Genomic DNA, 22,687 nt, shown 5'->3' on the forward strand with positions numbered 1-22,687 from the left:
AAGAAATGTTGTTCGCACTCCAAACAGACAGTGCCCCACCGGCCGGAAATGGACTCAGCACCATCCTGCTGTTCGGTGGCATGTTCATCGTCTATTACTTTCTTTTTGTGCGGCCGCAGCGTCGCCGTCAGCAAGAGCGACTGTCTCTCGCCAGGGCCGTTGAGGTCGGCGATCGAGTACGGACCGCCTCCGGGTTGCACGGCGTTGTGGTTTCGACAACCGAAGAGACCGTCGTCCTGCGTCTAACCGACGGTCAAGCTGAGTTTGATCGCCGTGCCATCGCCCAACGCTTGAGCGATGACGATGCGTCGTAGCGTCGTTCGTTTATCCATCATTCTGGTGATCGCCTGGGGCGGTATCGCCTACAGTTTTTCGACGGGACACTTCCCGCTACTCGGCCTTGACCTACGGGGCGGGGTCGAGGCGCTTCTCACTTCGCCACCGGGGACTGACCCTGACGTCCTCGACGTGGCAGTCGATGTTCTCCGGGCCCGGATCGAGGGGATCGGTAACGTCCAGGAGCCGGAGATAACGGTCGTAGGTGACAGTGATAATCTCGATGTTCTCGTCCAGCTCCCAGGTGTCGAAAACCTCGATGAGGCCCTGAACGTGCTTGGCCAAACGGGCCAATTGTCATTTCGCCCCGTATATGACGAGCAATTGCCAGACGGATCTTCGGCGGTTGACGTCTTCGGCCCCTGCCCGGCGGTCTATCAGCTCGATGACCAACCGTTCCCTGCCCCACCGGTCGCAGCCGACGGATTCACCGCACCGGACGATCCCACCCAGGCCGCCTGGTTGCCGGTTCGCGACGATGCGGGCGTTGTCACCGCCAAGTACCTGGTCGGACCCGCCCAACTCATGGGGACCGGCATCGCGGATGCGCTCGCGCAGCTGCAAGGCACGTCTGCCATCGATGCGGGATGGAGTGTCTCCCTGACCCTCAATGCGGAAGGTGAAGGCGCCTTCACTCAACTCACGAAAGACGCTGCCAGTTGTCAGCCAAGCGCTCAGGTTGTGCATCCGAGTCGTCGTATCGCCATCGTTCTCGACGGCGAGATTCTCACCGCCCCGCCAGTTGCTTCCAGCGTGGATCCGGGAATTGGTATTTCCGGAGGCCGGGCATCCATCGGGATCGGTGGTACCGATGATGCTGCCGCCGCCGAGGCAGCCCAACTGACCATCGTCCTTCGATACGGCGCCTTGCCGATATCCCTCGCTGTCGGCAATGTCGAAAAGGTGTCAGCCACCCTCGGTGCCGACTCACTTCAGTCCGGCATAACGGCTGGTTTGATTGGTCTGGCGCTGGTGGCGATTGTCTTGTTGGCGTACTACCGGTCGCTCGGAATCATTGCCGTCATCGGGCTGACCGTGTTCGGCTCGTTGCTCATCCTTTCGTACACCCTGCTTGGCCAGTTGCGAGGATTGTCACTAACCCTGGCCGGCGTCACCGGTATTGTGGTTTCTGTCGGTATCACGGCGGACAGCTATATCGTGTACTTCGAACGAATAAAGGAAGAACTTCATGGCGGTTCCCCTATGTATGCCGCCGTTTCCGAAGGGTTCAAGAAGGCGTATCGGACCATCCTTACCGCCGATTTTGTCACGCTCATGGGTGCGTTCCTCCTCTATACGCTGGCAGTCGATCGGGTGAAAGGATTCGCCCTGGCACTCGGGGTCGCCACCCTGCTCGACCTGCTCGTGGCCAAGTGGTTCACCCGTCATGCGGTGATGATCATGTCGGAGACGAAGATGGGCGAAGGCGGAGCGTTTTCGATTCGGGGGTTTGCGGGAGAATGAGCAGATTTACCGAACTACGCAACGGAACAGCCGGGATCGATTTTGTCGGCCCGCGGCGCAGGTGGTTCACGATCTCGGCAGTCATCATTGCCATTTCGTTATTGAGCCTCGGGTTCCGGCAAGGTCCCGGGTCACTCGGGCTCAACCTCAGCATCGACTTTGTGGGCGGATCATCCATCCAGGTTGAGAACACGGCGGGACTCTCGATTGCCGAGCTTCGAACTGCCATGGACCCGCTCGGGTTGACCGCGGTACGGATCGAAGAGCTCGGAGGTGGGCACACGTTCCGGATCCGAACCGAGACGCTTGATGAGGACCGTCGGGCGATTGTCATTGCGACCATTTCCGAGGCAGTTGGCATTTCGTCAGACAGCATCGACTATCGGTCGGTCGGACCGACATTCGGGGCACAGATCGCCAATCGGGCTCTGCTGGCACTTGGGGTGTTCATCGGCGTCGTAACCCTCTTCATCGCCTGGCGTTTCGAATGGCGGATGGCGTTTGGTGCCATAGCGGCACTTTTCCATGACCTCATCATCACCGCCGGGGTTTATTCGCTGTCCGGTTTTGAAGTAACGCCGTCCACGGTTGTCGCCGTTCTGACCATCCTCGGGTACTCGTTGTACGACACCGTGGTCGTATACGACAAGATCAAGGAGATCGAGGTCGAAGAGTCGCGCCTTGATTACGAATCAGTGGTCAACCAGGCCATGAACCTTGTGCTCATGCGCTCGATCTTCACCTCTTTGACATCGCTCATCCCGGTCGGCACGGTGCTGATCGTCGGATCGTTCTTGCTCGGTGCCGGAACCCTGACCGACTTCGCCCTTGCCCTGTTCGTCGGTATCGCCGCCGGGACCTACTCATCGATATTCATTGCCTCGCCGCTGGTAGCCGCCTTGCATTTGCGGGTACCGAAGGTGCATGACAAGCCGGCCCGTCCGACCAAGGAAGAGCCCGAGGCTCCCAAGGCCGCACCGCGCAGCGTGGCAGGCGGCTCGTTCGACTCCCGGCGTCCGATATCCAGTGCCGGAACCCCGCGACCACCCAAGAAGAAACGCCGGTAACCGTAGGTAGACCCGGCCAGGCGAGGTGCGCAGTAGACTTGCTCTGTGCCCCATTCTTCGATCAACCTCATTCGTGATATCCCTGACTTTCCATCGCCGGGGATTGTCTTCAAAGACATCACGCCTGTTCTCGCCGACGCAGCCGCGTTTCAGTCGGTGGTCTCCGATATGGCCGCACCGTATGCGGGTATCGGACTGACGCACGTTGCCGGTATCGAGGCGCGCGGGTTCATCCTCGCCACGCCGATCGCCGATCGGCTCGGGTTGGGATTTGTGCCGATTCGCAAGCCAGGCAAATTGCCGGCGGCCACCCGGTCGGTCTCCTACGAACTCGAGTACGGGATCGACGAGCTACAAATCCACGAGGACGCGGTTGGTCCTGGGGATCGAGTTCTGATAGTCGACGACGTCATCGCTACCGGGGGCACGGCTGCCGCCGCGATTGAACTCATCGAGCAACTCGGAGCGACGGTCGTCGGCCTATCCGTGTACGTCGAGCTGGCGTTCTTAAACGGCGCGAATCGCCTGAACGGCACCCCCCTAACCGCCCTGGTTGTTTATGCCTAGCGGACCGGGGGAGGTCCCGGCCACCCTTGAACACGTTGTGGGCGAACGCCACTGGGAGCCTCACGACCTCGAGCTGTTGATCCAGGCATACGAATTGGCTGAACGCCAACACCGCGGCCAAATACGCAAGTCGGGTCTTCCCTACATCACCCATCCGGTGGCGGTCACCGAAGTTCTCGCTGGCTACGGGATGGATCGCGACACCCTGGTTGCTGCGCTCCTACACGACACGGTGGAGGACACCAGCTCAACCCTGGATGAGATTGCCGCCCAGTTCGGCCCGGTTGTGGCGGCGCTGATCGACGGTGTCACCAAGCTCGATCGGGTCCACTTCGATAGTCGAGAAGAAGCGCAAGCTGCGACCATCCGCAAGATGGTGGTGGCGATGGCCGAGGACGTGCGGGTGTTGCTCATCAAGTTGGCCGACCGCCTCCACAACGTTCGCACGATCGAGTTCCTTGAACCGCCAAAACAGCAGTGGGTGGCTCTTGAGACGTTGGAAATCTATGCCCCGCTGGCTCACCGGCTCGGCGTCCAGGAGATCAAGCATGAGATGGAGAATCGTTGTTTCGCGATCCTGTACCCGAAGAGGTACGACGAAATCTCCGAGCTGATCGCTTTCCGGTCGCCACAGCGTGAGGCCATCATCGACAAGGCGATCGGGGAAGTAGAAGGGACCCTCGGCGAGGCCGGGATTCCGGCGGTGGTTTCGGGACGCCCCAAGCACCACTATTCGATCTACAAGAAGATGGTCGACTCGGGTCAGCAATTCGAAGATATCCACGACCTTATCGGGATCCGGATCATCGTGGCCGACGTGCAAGCCTGTTACGGCGCCCTCGGACTCATCCACACGCTTTGGCCGCCGGTTCAGGGTCGGTTCAAGGACTACATCGCCATGCCGAAATTCAACTTGTACCAGTCGATTCATACGACCGTAATCGGGCCAGACGGTAAACCGCTCGAAGTTCAGATTCGGACCCATGAGATGCATGAGCGGGCCGAATTCGGGATCGCCGCCCACTGGCGGTACAAAGAACGGGTCGAAACCGATTCACTTCCGTGGATGGCAGATATCCGGAGACTCCAGGACGAATTCGCCGAACCGGAAGAGTTCCTTACGCATCTCAAACTCGACCTGTATCAGGACGAGGTGTTCGTCCTTTCGCCAAAGGGCAGGGTGTTTTCGCTTCCACGCGGCGCGACCCCGGTGGACTTCGCGTATGTGGTGCACACAGAAGTCGGGCACCGCTGCACGGGCGCCAAGGTCAACGGTCGGCTGGTGGCCCTGGAAACTCAGCTCAATTCGGGTGATCTTGTTGAGATACTCACGTCGAAAGCTCCCGATGCCGGGCCGAGCCAGGACTGGCTGAAGTTCGTGAGGAGTTCGCGAGCCAAGGCCAAGATTCGTCAATGGTTCTCCAAAGAGCGCCGCGAGTCGGCGGTCGCCGAAGGCAAGGAAGACGTGTTTGACGCGCTTCGCAAGGAAGGACTCGGGTTGACGGCCGCCCGACGCGATCAGGTCTTGGAGCTGGTTGCGACCGAACTCGGGCACTCGTCGATCGAGGCACTCTTTGCCGCAGTCGGGGAGGGGGGCGCCAGCGCAACCAACATTGCGCATCGCGTCACCAGAGAGGTTCGTCCCGAGATCGAAGCCGAAGAGGACGACCTCATCGCTCCACCACGGCAACGAACCGTTCGCTCAACAGGAACCGGCATCATCGTTGAGGGGTTGGACGATGTGCTCGTCCGGGTCGCCCAATGCTGTGTGCCGGTTCCGGGTGATGAGATCGTCGGTTTTGTCACGGTGGGCCGGGGGGTGTCTGTCCATCGGTCGGACTGCACAAACCTGGCCGTGCTGGCCGATCAGCGGGACCGGATGATCGATGTCTCCTGGTCCCCGGATCGCGTTGGACGATTTGCCGTTTGGATTCAGGTCGAGGCCTTCGACCGGGCTGGTCTCCTGCGGGACGTCACGGGAGTATTTACCGACGTCGGGGGGAACATTGTGGCCTCCTCGTCGGCGACCGGCCGTGACCGTGTGGCGGTGCTCCGCTATGAGGTGGAATTGTCCGATCCCAGTCATGTTGCCAGGATTCAGACCATGTTGCGGTCGGTTGACGGGGTGTACGACGCTTTCCGGATCGTTCCCCGCGGAGACGGTACGGAGTAAACTGACTAGTCATGACGGGAGTGGTTGGTTAGGTCCGTCCGCGGACCCGAAAAAGGTCAAGGTTGACGGGCCAACCGACCGATACCTGGTACGTATGCGTTTACTGCACCGCGTTCCGAATGACGAACGAGGCTTCACCCTCGTCGAAGCCATGGTTTCGCTTGTGATCATCTTTGGTCTCATGGTGGTGCTCCTACGAACCTTCGATTCCGGTACCAGGGTTATCGTTGAAACTCGCAGGCAGGCCGTCGCTTCGGCGTTTGCGTCTGAGCTCATCGAACGCGGCCAGGCACTCGAGTGGCAGCACATGGGTTTGGCGACGTCGACCCGCGGCAATAGTTGTGCGACCGAGCAGATCGGCTGCTACATCGGTAATCCGTTCACTGCCGGCGACCTCGTCTACGACGGCATCGCCGACGAGTACTTGTTTGGCGGGGAGAAGGTCGTGTTCTCCAACGCCGACACATTCCGCCCGTTCCTGAATTTTTATGAACAAGTCCAGCGAGATAAGTCCGTGTTCGACCGATATCTGTTCGTGACCTCTATCGAGAATCCGGTTACCGGTGATGAGGTCGCCCGTCGTCTGACTGCCATCGTTCAGTGGGTTCCACCGGGTGGGTTTCGCAAGGAAGTCCGCCTCGAAACCATCGTTGCCGAGTATCAGGAGCCATCTCAGCCGTTCGTTTCGGGTACGGTGAAGATGGCGGGTGGCGCGTTGCGGTTGGGACCGTCGGGTTCCGGAGCCTATCCAGGTGCGTACGCCCATGGCACCGATTGGGACCTGTGGACCACCACCGGCACCCGGCCTCCGATTGACTACGTTGGTGATGAATTTTTCTGGTCGACGATCAACGAGCGTCAGCAGTTTGATGCCTCGGTGAATTTCCCTATCGCCACGGTTAGCGCCACCTCTGACTTCGTGTCGGGTTCATCCATCCGTATTACCGGTACCGACTCTTCCCGGCTGCAATGGGAGGGCGCCGACGGGCTATTTGGAACCCCCGACGATACGATCTTTACGTTGCCGGCGGCCAAGACCGAGTTCATTTCCGACGATGACGCCAGCACGCTGCCTCCCCTCCAATTTGGTGCGACCGGCGTCCTCTTCAATCAGCCTCTCGCCCGATTGAACCATGTTGGGGCGGTGGGCCAGGACATCGAGATCACGGAGACCACCGATTATGCGGTGAATGGATACCTGTTCACGGAAGTCGACCCGGTCCCGGCCGCACCGCCACCGGACGACAAGTTCCCGTTCGCCCAACTGGCCACGACAACCAAGTTTCCGGCCAAAATTGCCGTCGGATTTACCGAGTACACCGAGCCGTGGGTGCGAACCAACTTATACGGAGGGTTCGCACCGCTCGGTGCCGCCTCGTACAAGTTTGACATGTTCCACCGCGAGAACCCGACCTCGGCGACCTCGGCGATGGTGTTCGGCGGCACGGTTGATCGCGACGATACGCCGATAGACGGGTATCAGCAGATCACGGCCTCGCTCGACAATTACGACGGGGGGAACCTGCACTTTCTCGACGATACGGCATACCCGGATACCGGTGGGACCGGCGATTTCTTTGGCTGGGTGCTTATCACGATGCCCGACATCCAGGTCAATGTTCTGGCCGGCCAAGGGGTCGTGGCATTGCCGAACCCGATCATGTCAACAATGATCATCAAACAGTGGGATCCGGTCGGCAGAAAATATGTCGTCGTGAACCCGAATGGTACGAATACCGCGATCGATTATCGAGCCAACTACGGCTCGGATTGTGACACCGGTACGAACGTCGAAAACACCCTGCAGTTGTGGGGTGGCGCCCCGGTGACCAGCACGATCAGCACATCGGGTCGGCCCTATCTCGAATACCGGGTGTCCGGCTCGGTAACCGTCCGTGGTTGGTGTACAGCATCGACGGTTGACGGCGCGGCGGCCCGGTCCCGGACATGGTTTGAGACGAAGCTCCCCATGGTCACGGTCGACCTTAACTACCAGGTCGTTGACTACGGGCTGCAGGCTGCCGGCGCCGGTGCTCCCAAGCCTCTGGCGGTCCCGGCAGGCGCCACCAGCGATTATGCCCAGGATGGCGGGCGGATCGTGCTCTATGACCTCGCTCTGCACTACGAGTCCGAGAAGCTCCAGGTAAATGCTGTCTACATCGATCCATCGGCGGACTGATCATGATTCTCGACCGGCTACGCAGCGACGAACGAGGGCTCACGCTTACTGAGCTTATGGTCGCCATCTTCCTGCTCACCATTGTAAGTGTCGTGTTCTCAAGTGTCCTGGCGTCATCACTGAATGCAACCAGAGACATCGAAAATGCCGCCCGCAGCAATGATGACATCCGCCTTGTTCTCCAGCAGATCGACAAAGAACTGCGAGGTGCCGAAACGATCTGTGAGCCCGCCCCCGGTGATACGTCGAACACCCTCTCATTCATCACGCGCTCGAATCCGATTCCCCCGGAGACCACCCGCCACGTGATCTATCGACTGGTCGACGTTGACGGTGATGGGGTCAGCACCGATCTGCAACGCTCCGGCGACGGAGGACTCACGTACATCACCGTCAACGACACGGTGGCGAATGAAGCGATGGCGCTTGAGCTGGGGGTACCCCAATTGCTATTTGAGAATCAGGGTCGAAACGAAATCAACAACACGGGCCTGCCGGCCGCCTCACCGAGCTACGGAAAAGTCGTACGTATCGCCATCTGGGTCGACCGTAGCCCCATGGACCGGATCAGCCCTCGATTGGAATCAACCGAAGTTGCCGGTCGCAATATCTGGACCCCCAATGCAGTCAACTGTTAGAAAGTGAAACCCATGTGCACATTGTTCCGACGCCTCAGATCCGATGAAGATGGGATTGGTATCGTGACTGCCCTGGCCGTTTCGTTCATCGTATTCGCGCTCGGCGCGACGTGGTATTCGCTGGCTGTCCATGAGTTGGACCAGGTCGCTTTCGACCGGAATCGCACGCAATCGTTGAACGTTGCCGAAGCGGGCGCCAAGGAAGCGATCGCCCAACTCACATATGACGTAGACAACTGGCGCACCGACGCCCAGAGCGTCGGGTTCGTATCCACGGGTATTTTGGCCGGTGGAGCTTGCGACATCAAAACACTGGACACCGTGGTCGAAGGCGCGGTCGATAACCAGGGCGAGTATTGGGTGGCGGTCACCAAAGTCGACAATCTGAAATATCACGTTGAGGCCTGGGGTTGGTCGCCCAATCGCACAGCCCGGGGAGCAGTAGCCAAGAAGGTTCTGCTCGATGTCGAGTTGGTGCCGCTCGGCGGCTTCACCAACGCCTTGTTTGCGTCCAAAGGTGGCGTTGTCGGCTCAAACTTCAAGACGATCTATGGCGATGCGTACTCCGGTGAAGACGTCACCATCTCAAGTCAGACGAACATTTTCAAGAATGACGATCCGTATCGGGGACAAGGCACGTTGACGATCTACGGAGACTTGACCATCAATAACGGCTCGAACGTGTTCGTGCAGTCGGAAGTTCACGTCCAGGGACGGATCGACGATTTGTCGGCATCGACCCAGTATGGCTCGACGGTTCAGATCCGCTCGGACAACGCGATCTCTGCCTATCTGAAATCATATTTCAAGAAGGCGACGGTTCTCGGTGGGGAAGTCAAGACCGCAGATGCGGCGCTCAAGGCGGGGTCCAACATCCAGGGTGCCACGCTCATCGCCAGCGCCAATGATTTGCAGCCGGTTCCGGATGTCGCCCTCCCCAGCTTCACGTTCAAGGCGGGTGACTATACCGGCTATACGATCACGTATTACGCAGACTTGAATGCATTTCGAACGTACCTCGCCGCCAACGGCGACGATCTCGAAGGCGTCCATGTGGTGGCCGCCGGCGACGGCAGTGTCGTGAACTTCCACCAGGACACATTCACCGACAACTTCGTGCTGATCGTTGATGGTTCGTTTGAGATTCAAGGAACTCCCAAAGGCGGTTCCACCCCGACCGGTGATCCTGCGACTGCCCTCATCGTTATGAAGAATCCAGCAGGAACTTTGACGCTTGGTCAGAATTTCCAGTCCGTGCCTGGCGAGGTGCATCATTTGGTGTTCTCAAACGGGATCGTCACCTCGACGAATCAATCCGTGATCTACGGCGCCTTGTAGGGGTACAAGGACCAGACCGGGAACCGACTTGAGATCCACTTCCGACCACCAGCCGAAGGTGTGATTCAGGGGTTCGAGTTCGATCCGCAGCTGGCTGACGCGTTCATACCTGAGCCAGGGGATTGGCGAGACGTGTCACCAACGGCGGATCCGATCACCGCCTACTGCACCCCCTAGACCTCCGGCTAATCTGCTGGCCTTCACATCGAAGGCCGAGGAATGACCAATCACAACGTAGATCGCACGCAAGCGGCCTTCCCGATCAAGAAGGCCGCTTTGCTCATTGAGTCGCGCTCCCTATGGGTTGCCCAAACCAACACGTACGTGGTCGCTCCCGAACGCGGTGGGCCGGGTTTCATCGTCGATGCTCCTCCGGATATTGACTCGATCGTTGAGCTCGTCACTTCGCTCGATGTTGCCCCGGTGGCGCTGCTGGTTACCCATGGCCATGTTGATCATGGGGGAGCCGCCGGCCAGGTCTCCAGCCATTTTGGGATCAAGGCGTACGTGCATCCCGATGACGACTACCTGAGCTTGGACCCCAACCGACAGGTTCAAACCCTCATGGGAATCCGATTGGCGGAACCGCTCCCGGTGCCCGATTTCGAGCCCCTCATCCATGGACAGGTAATCCGGCTAGCCGGTATAGATGTTGAGGTGATCCACACACCCGGACACACGCCGGGACATGTTTGTTTCCGGGTGCCCGATGAGGAAGTTCTCCTCTCGGGAGACCAACTGTTTGCTGGTTCGATCGGTCGGACCGATCTACCGGGCGGCAGCTTTGAGCAGTTGATGGAGAGTATGAAGCAAAGGGTATTGACGCTCGACGACGAAGTCGTTGTTTTTCCTGGCCACGGACCAGCTACTACCGTTGGGCGGGAACGTCGCACGAACCCGTTCCTGCAAGGACTGATCCCATGAGCTTGCGCGCCCCCAAAGGCACCGATGACATCCTGCCTCCCCACTCGCGGGTGTGGCGCCGCTTGCTTTCGACCTGGGAATCCATGGCCGAGACCTACGGGTATGACCTCATCATGGTTCCGTTGTTCGAGTCGACGGAAGTCTTCAGCAGGGGGGTCGGTGAGTCGACTGAAGTCGTCCAAAAGCAGATGTACACGTTTGAAGACAAGAAAGGTCGCTCGCTCACGCTACGTCCTGAAGGAACTGCCGGCGTGGTGCGCGCTTTTATCCAGGCCGGCGCTCAGGGGGTCATGAAAGTCGCCTATTCGGGATCGATGTTCCGGTACGAACAGCCCCAGGCAGGTCGGCGGCGTCAGTTCTACCAGGTCGGGCTCGAGTACCTCGGCACCGATGCCGCCGATGCCGATGCCGAGGTGATCGAACTCGGGTATCGGTACCTAGCGGCGACCGGGGTACCGGACGTCATCGTTCAGCTCAACTCGCTCGGCGATGATGAGTGCCGCCCCGCCTACATAGATGCGTTGCGGACATGGCTGGAAGAACGGCGTGGTCTCTTATGTCAGGACTCGCTGAGAACGCTGGAACTGAACCCGATGCGGGTGCTCGACTGCAAGGTTTGCGCCCGAGTGGTCGCCGACGCTCCGTCTCCGATCGACTATTTATGCGAGGCTTGCCAAACGCATCTTCTCGAGGTTCGGAGCCGACTTGATTCCGCCGGTGTGCCGTACCGAATGGAGCCCCGGTTGGTACGAGGACTCGACTACTACACACGAACCGCGTTTGAGTATGTGGGTTCTGCGCTTGACGCCGCGCAGACGGCGGTTGGGGGCGGTGGTCGTTACGACGGACTGGCCGAATTATTGGGCGGTCCACCGGTCCCCGGAGTCGGACTGGCCCTGGGTGTCGATCGGATCGCACTATCGGTGCCTGACCCCATGGAGCCGGCTCTCGATGCGTTCGTTGTAACACCGACGCCTACCGGGCGGAGGCGCGTGCCCTGCTGAGTACCCTTCGGGCGACGGGGATTCGCTCCGATGGCCTGCCTGACCAACGGTCGCTCAAGGCGCAGTTCAAAGCGGCTGATCGACGAGGTGCCCTGGCCGTCATCGTGGTTGGCGATGAGTGGGAATCTGGCCAGGTCGTCGCCAAGCGACTCGACGACGGGTCACAAGTTGTTATTGGATCCGAGGAGATTGTGACATGGCTGCAGAGCCTTTGAGAACCGATTATGCGGGCGAGCTTTCAGCTGCTCGAATTGGCGATACCGTTCGCCTGGCTGGCTGGGTGGCCAAACGGCGCGACCACGGCGGGGTCGTGTTCGTGGATCTGAGAGACGTCAAAGGGATCGTGCAGGTTGTGATTGACCCGGACGCGATACCGGCAGCCCATGAACTCCGCATGGAGTACTGCGTTTCAGTGGTTGGAGAGGTGCGGGCCCGCATGGCAGGGACTGAAAACCCTGATATGCCTACCGGGGCCGTTGAGGTTGGTGTATCCGCGGTGACGGTTCTGAGCGCTTCTGACCCCCTGCCATTCATGATTGACGATCGGGCAGACACCGAAGAACTGATTCGACTCGAGTACCGCTACCTTGATTTTCGTCGAGCGCCGATGGCGGCGGCCCTCCGGGCTCGCGGAGCAGCCGTTCATGCCATGCGCACCACCATGGCTGAGGCCGGGTTTCTCGAAGTCGAGACGCCGACGCTGATAGCGTCAACTCCCGAAGGGGCGCGTGACATGCTTGTACCATCCCGCCTCCGCCAGGGAGAGTTCTACGCACTTCCTCAATCTCCCCAGCTGTTCAAGCAGCTTCTGATGGTCGGAGGGGTCGACCGTTATTATCAGATTGCCCGCTGTTATCGGGATGAAGACTTCCGTTCCGATCGACAGCTCGAGTTCACCCAGCTCGACATTGAAGGGTCATTCTGGACGGCCGCAGATGTCCAGGCCATGATCGAGAAAGCCGTCGCCGCGGCGGTCAAAGCGGTGCGGGGGGTCGAGCTTCGGCTACCCCTACCGAAGCTGACGTATGCCGAGGCGATGGATCGGTTCGGATCTGACAAACCAGATCTGCGTTTCGGTATGGAAATCGTCGATGTGTCCTCGGTGTTCGCCGGTACGGAGTTTAAAGGCTTCGGTGGAGCACTCGAAGCTGGGGGCGTGGTGCGCGGGATCAACGCCGGGGGACTCGGCTTTTCACGGAGTGGTCTCGACGGCCTCGTCTCGGATGCTCAGGCACTTGGTGCCAAAGGCCTCGCATGGCTCGTGCTTGAAGATGACGGCACCTGGCGCTCGCCGATTGCCAAATTCCTCTTAGATGCCGAACTGGCGGGCCTCGTGGAACGGTTCGATGCCCAGTCGGGCGACACCGTGTTGTTGGTGGCCGATATGGCCAAAGTGGCCGGGGCGGTTCTTGGACCCATCCGGATTCAGCTTGGTAAACCCGAGGGCCACCAGGACCTGGCGTTCACCTGGGTTACCGATTTTCCGGTATTTGACGTGCATGATGATGGCAGCCTGGCACCGGCCCATCATCCCTTTACCCAGCCAGTCAGTATCGAGGACATGGTGGAACGCCCGGAGACGGCGATCGCCCAGGCATACGATCTCGTTCTCAACGGTTCCGAGCTCGGGTCCGGGAGCGTTCGTATCCACGACCCCGACGTACAGGCCAAAGTGTTTGAAGTACTTGGTATTTCAGACGAAGAAGCCCAATCGCGCTTTGGTTGGTTCATCAAGGCGTTGCGTTACGGCACCCCTCCTCATGCCGGCTTCGCAGTCGGGGTTGACCGACTGCTCGCCATCCTGTTGGAGCGCGAATCGATTCGCGACGTCATTCCGTTCCCGAAGACCCAGCGCGGAATTGATCCGCTCACCGCCTCGCCGACCAGAGTCACCGACGTGCAACTGCGCGAGCTCGGGATTGATCTGCGACCCGAGGTGAAAGCCAGGTTGACAGAACAAGCCCCCGGGGACTGATGGAAGACCTGTTTTCAGCCGAAAAGGCCGAGCGCCGGATGCGGGCGGCTCCGTTGCCGGCCAGGATGAGACCGCAACGTTTGTCGGAGGTGGTCGGCCACGCCCAACTTCTTGGCGAAGGGGCCGCGTTCCGGACCATGGTCGAGCAGGGTCGCCCGGTATCGATGATCCTATTCGGTCCGCCGGGCACCGGAAAGACGACCCTGGCCCGACTCGTTGCCTCTGAATCCTCGGCGACCTTTGAGCCGCTATCGGCCACATCGGCCACCGTCAAGGATGTCAGAGCCATACTGGCATCCGCCCGATATCGGCTGGAGACCGAGGAACGCCGAACGGTGTTGTTCCTCGACGAGATCCACCGCTTCTCGAAGTCACAGCAAGACGCCCTGCTTCCCGGAGTTGAAGATGGAACGGTGATTCTCGTCGGCGCAACGACCGAGAACCCGTTCTTCGAGGTGAACTCACCGTTGCTTTCTCGCTGCACCCTGTTCCGGATCCATCGTCTGGAGGCTGCCGATATCGCCCGACTCATCCAACGGGCATTGACGGATCCGAACGGGTTAGGCGATCTCGATATTGCAATAGACGAAGATGCACTTGATGCATTGGCCGATCGGGTCGGCGGAGATGGTCGACTCGCCCTCAATGCGCTGGAGACCGCGGCCATAGTTGCCGCCGGCCGTGGTCAAGCTGTCATCACCCTGGATGACATTGCCGAGGCGCTCGGGCGGCGAATCGTTCAGTACGACAAGGACGGTGACAACCACTACGACGTGGTTTCAGCGTTCATCAAGAGCTTGCGTGGATCCGACATCGATGCCTCGTTGTATTGGCTCCACACGATGCTCGACGCCGGGGAAGATCCTGAGTTCGTGGCCCGCCGGATGATCATCATGGCGTCCGAGGATATTGGCCTGGCCGACTCGCACGCGTTGCAAGTCGCCGTCGCAGCTTTTCAAGCGCTCCAGGTCGTCGGCCTGCCAGAAGCTGCCTTTGCCCTATCCCACGCCGCCATTTACCTGGCGGCCGCCCCAAAATCGAATTCGGTCACGGTCGCCATGGGCAAGGCGAGGCAGGCCGTGGCGAGCAATGCTTCAGCCGAAGTACCGCCTCACCTTCGTGATGCCCACTACGCCGGGGCGGCCCGGTTGGGTCACGGCACCACCTACGCGTATCCCCACGATCACCCCGACCACCATGTTCGGCAGCAGTATTTGCCAGAAGGTATTGGCATGGACTCACTGTATGTGCCGACCGCTCAGGGGACTGAGGGCGATATTGCTGCCCGAATGGCGGCCCGCGGCCAACTCCCCAAGCCGCCAACCCGATAACCGATTCGGTCAATGCGCCTCGAAAGCTAAGCTGCCGCCTTCATGGAAACCAGCAACCAGATTCGCCAAGCTTTTCTAGATTTCTTTGCCGAGCGGGGCCATGTTGTCCGTCCTTCAGCATCGTTGATCCCGATCGACCCGACATTGCTGCTGACGAACGCCGGCATGGTGCCCTTCAAGCCGTACTTTCTCGGCGAGGAGGCTCCTCCGTTCGACCGGGCCGTCTCACCCCAGAAGTGCGTGCGGACCATCGATATCGACATCATTGGCTCCACCGATCGTCACATCTCGTTTTTCGAGATGCTCGGAAATTTCAGTTTTGGGGACTACTTCAAACCGGAAGCCATTGCCTGGGCCCACGAATTCGTGACGACGATTCTCGGATTGCCAGAGGATCGACTCTGGTACACCGTGTATGAGACCGACGACGAAGCCGCCGAAATTTGGCTCACCCAGGAAGGCATCGACCCGGAGCGCCTGCAGCGGGGCGGTAAGGACAACTTCTGGCAAATGGGCGTGGCGGGTCCGTGCGGGCCATCATCTGAGATCTTCTATGATCGAGGCCCCGAATATGGTGCCGACGGTGGGCCGATCGGTGGGGGCGAAGACCGGTTCGTCGAAATCTGGAACCTGGTCTTCATGCAGAATATTCAGGATGTGCCCTATCACGTGGTGGGCGACCTCCCGGCCAAGAGCATTGATACCGGTATGGGTCTGGAGCGGGTTGCGATGGTGCTTCAACAGGCCGGTTCGATTTTTGAAATCGACACCGTGCGTCCCATTCTGGAAGAGGCGGCCGCCTACGGCTCGGTAACCTTCGGCGACGATCCGACAATCGATGTCTCGTTGAAGATCATTGCTGATCACGCCAGAACGGTGGCGATGCTGGTCGGCGACGGCGTAACACCGTCGAACGCAGGTCGGGGCTACGTATTGCGCCGGGTACTTCGCCGGGCAGTTCGGCACGGTTGGCAACTAGGAGGCGACGGCCTCATCATGCCTCGTCTTATCGAGGTTGTGGTGGAAGTGCTGGGCGGAGGGCATCGCAACCTGGTCGACAAACGCGAACTGCTGCTGACGGTGGTCGAGCGGGAGGAAACGCAATTTCGTCGCACCTTGGAAGCGGGTCAGAGCCTCATGTCCGAGGCGCTCTCCAATTTGGAGCCGGGTGGAGTGTTCCCCGGACCGGTGGCGTTCAAACTGCATGACACGTTCGGTTTCCCCATCGAGATGACGAAAGAGATCGCCGCCGAAGCAGGCCATACCGTCGACGAGGACGGATTCGCCGCCGAAATGTCCGCCCAGCGGGCCAGGGCCAAAGCGGCCTTTACCGGCGGTGCCGAGGCCGCCCTGGGTCAGATGTATCTGTCGGTACTCGATGCGATCGGCCCGACGACCTTTGTTGGTTACGAAGTCGAGGCAAGTACCGGGACCGTGTTGGCCATGCTTTCAGATGGCGATCAGGTGGAGCGAGTCGAGCAAGGCCAGTCGGTCGAGGTGTTCCTCGATGTGACGCCGTTCTACGCCGAGAGCGGCGGCCAGGTCGGAGACACCGGCACGATACGCACGGAGACCGGGGTCGTGGTGGTGGCCGATACCAAGCATGCCGTGCAAGGTTTTCATGGGCATCGGGGCAAAGTGACCAGCGGCTTTGTGCAGACCGGCCAGCTCGCCGAGCTGGCGATCGATTCCCCGCGCCGGGAACGGATTCGCAAGTCGCACACCGGGACTCACCTTGTGCACGCTGCGTTGCGCACGGTTATCGGTGCTCAGGCACATCAAGCTGGTTCGCTGGTTGAGCCTGGGCGATTGCGATTCGACTTCAACCATCATGCGGCGCTAACCGACGAAGAGATCCTCGAAGTCGAGCGACTCACCAACGAACAGATAATCGATAATCCGCAGATTCAGACATTGGTTACCTCGATGGACGAGGCGAAAGCCCAGGGTGCGCTCGCCTTCTTTGGCGATAAGTATGGCGATACGGTCCGGATGGTCCGTATCGGAGAGTTCTCCAAGGAGCTGTGCGGCGGAACCCATACTCCCAGTGCCGGCCAAGTTGGCCCGATTGTGCTGACGACCGAGTCTTCGGTCGGCTCGAACGTTCGTCGGATCGAAGCTCTGTCGGGAAATGATGGATACACCTATTTGAGCCGATTGCGCCGAGCCCTCGACAGTGCGGGTTCTCTGCTCAGGGCCGCGCCAGGCGATGTGCCGGCCCGGGTCGAGGCGTTACTTGCCAAGAATCAGTCGCTCGAGTCGCAACTGGCTGCTCTGGCCGATCAGGCCCGCTCGGCTGATGCAGCCGAACTGGCTGCCAGAGCGGTTGCCATTGGCGAGGCAGTCATCGTCGTCACCGAGCGCTCGGACTTGCGACCAGACGAGCTGCGCCTCCTTGCGATGTCCGTTCGTGATCGGATTGCCTCCGGCATTGTCCTGATCGGATCCGCTTTCGGAGGGAAAGGCGCCCTCGTTGGACTGGTGACAAAAGATCTTGTCGATCGGGGAGTGTCTGCCGCCGAGCTGGTTGCGGCCGGAGCAGGTTTCCTGGGTGGGGGAGGTAGCCGGGACCCCGAGTTATCGCAAGCAGGTGGGCCGAATGGTAGTAACTTGGGGGCGGCGCTCGAAGCAGCCAGGGAAAGTGCCGAACGAACCCTCACGGAGGTATAGAACCCTGGGACGCGTCATGGGCGTCGATTACGGAACAACCCGAATCGGCGTTGCCCTCTCTGATCAACTACATATCACCGCCCAACCGTTTCGGGTGGTTGAGGCGAGCGTGTTTGACAAAGAAGTGGTGTCGATCGTGGCCGAAAGCGATGTTGAGCGTATCGTCGTTGGCCTGCCGACCCACTTGCAGGGCCGAAACGACGCGGCGGCCCGGGCGGCCGTTGGGTTCGCCGATCATCTGGCCGGGATCACCGGACTTCCTGTCGAAACGGTCGATGAGCGCTTCACGACCGCCGCCGCCCAATCGTTCCTGATCGACTCCGGGGTACGGCGGGAAAAGAGAAAAGAGGTCGTAGACAAGGTGGCGGCGGCGGTTCTGCTGCAGCGTTGGCTCGACATTCAACCCGCAGGAGAGAGCCATGACATCGTTTGAAGAACCGCGTAATCGCAGTGTGCTGGCCGTGGTAATCGTTCTTGTGGCGATACTCGGGCTTGGCCTGGTGGGCAAAGCCATGTTCTCAGGACTCTTCGGTGGCTCCTCCGGGACGACGGTTGCCTCTACTGCCACGGTGGGTGTTCCGGTGGTCGTCGAGGTTCCGGCCGGTGCGTCAGCCAGGACCATCGGGTCGCTGCTTCAGGGTGCCGACGTCATTGCGTCATCCAGAGAGTTTGAGCGGGCGGTCAAAGATGGCGGCTACGAGCAACGACTCGGGGCCGGACGGTACGAACTCACCACCGGGATGTCCATGGATGACGTGATTGCCGTGTTGCTGGCCGGACCAGCCTTTGAGTCCTACCGTATCACCGTGCGAGAGGGGCTCCGAATCGGTGAGGTCCTCACTGAAATCTCCACTCAAACCCCCTTTACCGAGGGCGAACTGGAAGAGGCGCTGTTGAGTGGGGCCGTACAAAGCTCTCTGCTGGATGGTGATTTCGCCACAATTCAGGCCTGGGAGGGCCTGTTGTTTCCTGACACATACGACTTTGAGACTGACGCGAGTGCTGCCGCCATCCTCGGTAAGCTGGCGCGCACGATGGAGACCAGGGTCGGGTCGATCAATTGGTCACCGTGGACCGAACGAGGGTTCACGATCTACGAAGGGATCGTGGCCGCTTCGATCATCGAAGCTGAGACCAAAGTTGACATTGATCGGCCCAGCGTTGCCTCGGTTATTGTCAATCGGATCGAGGTTGGTATGCCGCTCCAGATTGACGCGACCGTGCTGTATGCTCTCGATGCCAGGGGGATTGGACTGACGCTCAATGACCTGGAGATCGACTCCCCGTACAACACCTACCTGAACCTCGGTCTCCCACCCACTCCAATCGGAGGGCCCGGGTTGGCGTCTCTGGAGGCGATTGCCGATCCGCCCGTCACCGACTACATCTACTACGTCCTGACCGCCGCGGATGGCTCACACAGCTTCACAGCCGATTACAACGAGTTTTTGGGTTGGAAGGATAAGGCGAAGGCCGAAGGCCTCTTTCCGTGATGCTTCTGGTCGTGCTTGGCGATCCGGTCAGCCATTCAAGGTCTCCTGCCATGCATACGGCCGCCCTCTCGGCGGCAGGTATTCCCGGTGAGTATCTGGCCCGGCGAGTCGATGCGGACGGCATGCAAGTTGCCGCCAGGGAAATGCGCGACGGCGTGCTGACCGGCGCCAACATTACGACCCCACACAAACATCTCGCAGCGGAACTCGCCGATCGTCGCTCGGGTCTTGTCGGGAGGATCGGGGCAGCCAATACCTGGTGGATCGATCAAAACGGTTCCCTGGTGGCCGAAAACACCGACGTGGCCGGAGTCAAATACGCGTTCGAGCAGGTGAACATATCCGCGCCGACGTTGATCCTCGGGGCGGGCGGTGCGGCCGCGGCTGCCCTCGTGGCTGTCGAAGAAGGCCCACATGCCGATCACCGCGTGTATCTGAGTACCCGGAACGAGGATCGGGCCCGGGTGCTGCTCGACCGACTCGGGTCGGCGGCCCGGTTTGTCGCATGGGAGACCCCGATACCGGGCGCGGTAGTCGTCAATGCCACCCGGGTCGGGATGGCAGGCGAAAGCCTTCCGCCTGGACTGCTCGAAGTTGCCGCCGGTTTGGTAGACATGCCCTACGGTGATCGTCCCACCCCGGCAGTCTCCCGAGCGCTTCAGCTCGGGATCCCGTGTTCGCCAGGTGTCGACATGCTTCTTGGTCAAGCCGTGGCCGCTTTCACCATTTGGACCGGGGTAGTGCCCGATCCAACGGTCATGTCCGAGGCGGCCCGCAAGGTCCTGTAAAGCTCTCAAGGCGCCGCCCAGATCGGCCGAAGATTGTTGAACAGGACTACGAAGGAGTCATGAAATGGCGCTGACGGGACGCCTCGAGTCGATTCCGCTTGGTGAAGTGCTACGGATGTTGGCACGATCACAGAAGACCGGCTGTTTGCGAGTCGAAGCAGGCGGAGTGGAAGGCAAGATCTATCTCACCGACGGGAGACTCGTGTATGCCACGACGCGTCGCGACGATGATCTCCGGTCCGATCTGTTGAACGCAGGATTTGTCGACACCGATGACTGGATGCGGGTCGAGCGCCGCGAACAAACAGTCACGCAGGTCCTGAGCGAGGGCCATACCGCCGCCGACTTGAGAGACTTCCTGGTCGAGCAGGGTACCGAAGTGATATTCCGCCTTTCCCGGCCCGGTCGTGGCACGTTCGATTTCGGAGACGATGTTGCACCACGTTATGACGCCGGTGAAATGGTCGACGTGGAGATCTGTCTTGCCGAGGCCGATCATCGGGCTGAACAATGGGCTGACATCGAAGAAGTAATTCCTGGTACCAAATTCGGGTTGCGGATGGCGCAGTCGTTGCCGGAAGGTGCCAGCGATGTCACGTTGAAAGTTGATACCTGGAAGCTGCTGGCCGCGCTTGGTGGGCACGGAACGATTGCCGAAGTTGCTCATCGAACGGGTACCTCTGAGTTCGTCGTGGCCAAGGCCATGGCCAATCTGGTTCGTCAGGAACTCATCACCGTAACCGAGGAACGTTTCACGGCCGTACCCACCTACCAAGAAACCGATGTGCTCGCCGAGCCGAACCTTGGTGGTTCCGGGACATTCTCGATGAATCGCAGTGACCTCTTGTATGAAGATGAGGTTCCTTCGGTCGATTCGGACTCATACGACGACGATGTCGATGACGATGATCTGCTCCAGTCGGTTCTGTCGGGAGTGATCGGCGAAGTGGCCGCCGGAGACGACGACTCCGTCGAAATTGTCACCGTCGACTACGATGCTGACGATGACATGGAGGGAACGCTCAGTGAGCGGGCCGCCAACCTACGCCGTCGCCGCGGCGGACTGAGCGCTTTGGCTCGGGAACTCGGCGAGACGCAGGACTCCAACTAGGGCATCATGACACGTGATAGTGGACACCTCGCCAGCCTTCTTCTCGAAGAGGGGCTGCTAACTCAGGAGCTCCTTGAAAAGGGTTTGGCCATGGCCGCCGAGACTGGGCGACCGTTGGGTCGAGTTCTTGTCGAAGAGAACATCGTCTCAGAACGGGACCTGGTGCGTACCCTCGCCAAGGCCATTGGGGTCGAGTTCGTTGATCTCAAGGAGATCACGATCGATCCGGCCGCCACCGCTCTCATTCCGGATGCGCTGGCCCGTCGATATGCGGCGATTCCCATTGGATTCGAAGACAACAAACTGGTGGTGGCCCTGTCGGACCCCGCCAATGTGTTGGCCATCGACGATATCAGAGCGATTTCGGGTCGTGACGTCCTCGCCAAGGTCGCCACCCGCAGCGATGTCGAGAACGCAATTGCCAATAACGCAGGTCTTGACGATTCTGTCACCGACTTCGCCGGGTTCGGCGACGACGACATGGAGACCCAGGATCTCAACGCCGTCGAGGCCTCCACTGAAGAAGCTCCGATCGTCAAACTCGTGAACATGCTCATTGCCAAGGCATCGGCCGAGCGGGCTTCAGACCTTCACATTGAACCAACCGACAAGGACTTACGGGTTCGCTTTCGGGTAGACGGTGTGTTGCACGAAATCATGCGCACCCCCCGATCGGTCAGCAATGCGGTCGTGAGCCGCCTCAAGATTATGGCAGACATGGACATCGCAGAACGCCGGCGCCCTCAGGATGGTCGTATCAGCCTGCGGGTCGGAGGAACCAAAACGATTGACCTTCGAGTGTCCTCCCTACCGACGATCTATGGCGAAAAGATCGTCATGCGTATCCTCGACAACACGACCGCAACTCTCGAGCTCGAAGGGCTCGGGTTTGAGCCGGACACCCTGGAACGCTATGCCACCTCGTACAACAAGGCCTACGGCACCATCCTCTGTTGTGGCCCAACTGGTTCGGGAAAGTCGACCACCCTGTATTCGACGCTCAACGTTCTCAATCAGCCCGATGTCAACATTGTCACCATTGAAGATCCGGTGGAATATCGTCTGGCCGGCATCAACCAGGTGCAGGTGAACAAAAAGGCTGGACTCACCTTTGCCTCCGCTCTGCGATCTTTCCTGCGCCAGGACCCCGACATCATGCTCGTTGGTGAGATTCGTGACCAGGAGACCGGTGAGATCGCCATCGAGTCGGCGCTTACCGGTCACCTTGTCCTGTCGACCATGCATACGAATGACGCCCCGGCCGCCATCAGCCGTTTGATCGAGATGGGCGTCGAACCGTTCCTGGTTGGGTCCGCCGTCGATTCAGTTCTAGGACAACGCCTCGCTCGCCGCCTCTGTGTGGAGTGCAAGACGCCGTATCAGCCCACCAAGGAGGCCCTGGCCCGGGTCGGGTGGCAGTTTGATGAACTTGGAGACGAGGTACCCGAGTTGTACAAGCCGGGGGGGTGCGCCCGATGTGGCAACACCGGCTATCGAGGCCGTCTGGCTCTCCATGAACTTATGCTGGTTTCAGAAGAGATCGAGCGAATGGCCGTAGACCAGGCCACTACCGACTCCATTAAGAAAATGGCGGTTGAACAGGGCATGCGCCCGCTTCGTCAGGACGGC

The 22,687-nt window shown here is 59.9% G+C and carries 19 protein-coding genes; all 19 read left to right on the forward strand.

Annotated elements, in window-relative coordinates; all coding sequences use genetic code 11:
- Positions 1–5: 5 nt before the first annotated feature.
- Positions 6–314 carry a preprotein translocase subunit YajC gene (gene yajC / locus JJE47_07985; protein MBK5267361.1) on the forward strand — a complete coding sequence of 103 codons (309 nt, stop codon included), beginning with the start codon at positions 6–8 and terminating at the stop codon, positions 312–314.
- The gene (secD, locus tag JJE47_07990) at positions 304–1,800 is read left to right on the forward strand and encodes a protein translocase subunit SecD (protein MBK5267362.1); all 1,497 of its coding nucleotides are present in this window, start codon (positions 304–306) and stop codon (positions 1,798–1,800) included. The genes yajC and secD overlap by 11 nt, the downstream gene beginning before the upstream one ends.
- A complete protein-coding gene (gene secF, locus JJE47_07995) occupies positions 1,797–2,867 on the forward strand; it encodes a protein translocase subunit SecF (protein MBK5267363.1) in 1,071 nt (356 codons plus the stop codon). The genes secD and secF overlap by 4 nt, the downstream gene beginning before the upstream one ends.
- A gap of 45 nt (positions 2,868–2,912) precedes the next feature.
- Positions 2,913–3,434, forward strand: a complete 522-nt coding sequence (locus tag JJE47_08000) for an adenine phosphoribosyltransferase (GenBank protein MBK5267364.1) — start codon at positions 2,913–2,915, stop codon at positions 3,432–3,434.
- On the forward strand, positions 3,427–5,607 hold the full coding sequence (locus JJE47_08005; GenBank protein MBK5267365.1) for a bifunctional (p)ppGpp synthetase/guanosine-3',5'-bis(diphosphate) 3'-pyrophosphohydrolase: 2,181 nt from the start codon (positions 3,427–3,429) through the stop codon (positions 5,605–5,607). Before JJE47_08000 ends, JJE47_08005 begins: the two co-directional genes overlap by 8 nt.
- A gap of 94 nt (positions 5,608–5,701) precedes the next feature.
- On the forward strand, positions 5,702–7,786 hold the full coding sequence (locus tag JJE47_08010) for a prepilin-type N-terminal cleavage/methylation domain-containing protein (GenBank protein MBK5267366.1): 2,085 nt from the start codon (positions 5,702–5,704) through the stop codon (positions 7,784–7,786).
- A gap of 2 nt (positions 7,787–7,788) precedes the next feature.
- On the forward strand, positions 7,789–8,424 hold the full coding sequence (locus JJE47_08015) for a prepilin-type N-terminal cleavage/methylation domain-containing protein (protein MBK5267367.1): 636 nt from the start codon (positions 7,789–7,791) through the stop codon (positions 8,422–8,424).
- Positions 8,425–8,436: 12 nt separating this feature from the next.
- Positions 8,437–9,762, forward strand: a complete 1,326-nt coding sequence (locus JJE47_08020) for a hypothetical protein (GenBank protein ID MBK5267368.1) — start codon at positions 8,437–8,439, stop codon at positions 9,760–9,762.
- Between the two features lie 219 nt (positions 9,763–9,981).
- Positions 9,982–10,686, forward strand: a complete 705-nt coding sequence (locus JJE47_08025) for an MBL fold metallo-hydrolase (protein MBK5267369.1) — start codon at positions 9,982–9,984, stop codon at positions 10,684–10,686.
- The gene (locus JJE47_08030; protein MBK5267370.1) at positions 10,683–11,690 is read left to right on the forward strand and encodes a histidine--tRNA ligase; all 1,008 of its coding nucleotides are present in this window, start codon (positions 10,683–10,685) and stop codon (positions 11,688–11,690) included. Before JJE47_08025 ends, JJE47_08030 begins: the two co-directional genes overlap by 4 nt.
- Entirely contained in the window at positions 11,684–11,905 is a 222-nt protein-coding gene (locus tag JJE47_08035; GenBank protein ID MBK5267371.1) for a hypothetical protein, read from the forward strand. Before JJE47_08030 ends, JJE47_08035 begins: the two co-directional genes overlap by 7 nt.
- Positions 11,887–13,665: an aspartate--tRNA ligase gene (gene aspS / locus JJE47_08040; protein MBK5267372.1), complete on the forward strand. Its 1,779-nt coding sequence runs from the start codon at positions 11,887–11,889 to the stop codon at positions 13,663–13,665. Before JJE47_08035 ends, aspS begins: the two co-directional genes overlap by 19 nt.
- Complete coding sequence (locus JJE47_08045) at positions 13,662–14,996, forward strand: replication-associated recombination protein A (protein MBK5267373.1); 1,335 nt, start codon at positions 13,662–13,664, stop codon at positions 14,994–14,996. Before aspS ends, JJE47_08045 begins: the two co-directional genes overlap by 4 nt.
- 42 nt (positions 14,997–15,038) lie before the next feature.
- Positions 15,039–17,666, forward strand: a complete 2,628-nt coding sequence (gene alaS / locus JJE47_08050; GenBank protein MBK5267374.1) for an alanine--tRNA ligase — start codon at positions 15,039–15,041, stop codon at positions 17,664–17,666.
- 16 nt (positions 17,667–17,682) lie between these two features.
- Entirely contained in the window at positions 17,683–18,099 is a 417-nt protein-coding gene (gene ruvX, locus JJE47_08055; protein ID MBK5267375.1) for a Holliday junction resolvase RuvX, read from the forward strand.
- Positions 18,086–19,159, forward strand: coding sequence for an endolytic transglycosylase MltG (gene mltG / locus JJE47_08060; GenBank protein MBK5267376.1), 1,074 nt, complete (start codon positions 18,086–18,088; stop codon positions 19,157–19,159). Before ruvX ends, mltG begins: the two co-directional genes overlap by 14 nt.
- Positions 19,156–19,947 (forward strand): hypothetical protein, encoded by a 792-nt coding sequence (locus JJE47_08065; GenBank protein ID MBK5267377.1) that lies wholly within the window; start codon positions 19,156–19,158, stop codon positions 19,945–19,947. The genes mltG and JJE47_08065 overlap by 4 nt, the downstream gene beginning before the upstream one ends.
- A gap of 64 nt (positions 19,948–20,011) precedes the next feature.
- Positions 20,012–21,058, forward strand: coding sequence for a DUF4388 domain-containing protein (locus tag JJE47_08070; protein ID MBK5267378.1), 1,047 nt, complete (start codon positions 20,012–20,014; stop codon positions 21,056–21,058).
- A gap of 6 nt (positions 21,059–21,064) precedes the next feature.
- Positions 21,065–22,687 (forward strand): Flp pilus assembly complex ATPase component TadA (gene tadA / locus JJE47_08075; protein ID MBK5267379.1); only part of this gene is annotated, 1,623 nt, incomplete at its 3' end.

The sequence above is a fragment of the Acidimicrobiia bacterium genome, assembly GCA_016650365.1.
Lineage (GTDB): Bacteria > Actinomycetota > Acidimicrobiia > Spongiisociales > JAENVV01 > JAENVV01.

Bases quoted from the DNA above. Each gene is read 5' to 3' on its own strand.
- yajC (MBK5267361.1), top strand. From the start codon at position 6: ATGTTGTTCGCACTCCAAACAGACAGTGCCCCACCGGCCGGAAATGGA.
- secD (MBK5267362.1), top strand. From the start codon at position 304: ATGCGTCGTAGCGTCGTTCGTTTATCCATCATTCTGGTGATCGCCTGG.
- secF (MBK5267363.1), top strand. From the start codon at position 1,797: ATGAGCAGATTTACCGAACTACGCAACGGAACAGCCGGGATCGATTTT.
- JJE47_08005 (MBK5267365.1), top strand. From the start codon at position 3,427: ATGCCTAGCGGACCGGGGGAGGTCCCGGCCACCCTTGAACACGTTGTG.
- JJE47_08010 (MBK5267366.1), top strand. From the start codon at position 5,702: ATGCGTTTACTGCACCGCGTTCCGAATGACGAACGAGGCTTCACCCTC.
- JJE47_08015 (MBK5267367.1), top strand. From the start codon at position 7,789: ATGATTCTCGACCGGCTACGCAGCGACGAACGAGGGCTCACGCTTACT.
- JJE47_08020 (MBK5267368.1), top strand. From the start codon at position 8,437: ATGTGCACATTGTTCCGACGCCTCAGATCCGATGAAGATGGGATTGGT.
- JJE47_08025 (MBK5267369.1), top strand. From the start codon at position 9,982: ATGACCAATCACAACGTAGATCGCACGCAAGCGGCCTTCCCGATCAAG.
- JJE47_08030 (MBK5267370.1), top strand. From the start codon at position 10,683: ATGAGCTTGCGCGCCCCCAAAGGCACCGATGACATCCTGCCTCCCCAC.
- aspS (MBK5267372.1), top strand. From the start codon at position 11,887: ATGGCTGCAGAGCCTTTGAGAACCGATTATGCGGGCGAGCTTTCAGCT.
- alaS (MBK5267374.1), top strand. From the start codon at position 15,039: ATGGAAACCAGCAACCAGATTCGCCAAGCTTTTCTAGATTTCTTTGCC.
- ruvX (MBK5267375.1), top strand. From the start codon at position 17,683: ATGGGCGTCGATTACGGAACAACCCGAATCGGCGTTGCCCTCTCTGAT.
- mltG (MBK5267376.1), top strand. From the start codon at position 18,086: ATGACATCGTTTGAAGAACCGCGTAATCGCAGTGTGCTGGCCGTGGTA.
- JJE47_08070 (MBK5267378.1), top strand. From the start codon at position 20,012: ATGGCGCTGACGGGACGCCTCGAGTCGATTCCGCTTGGTGAAGTGCTA.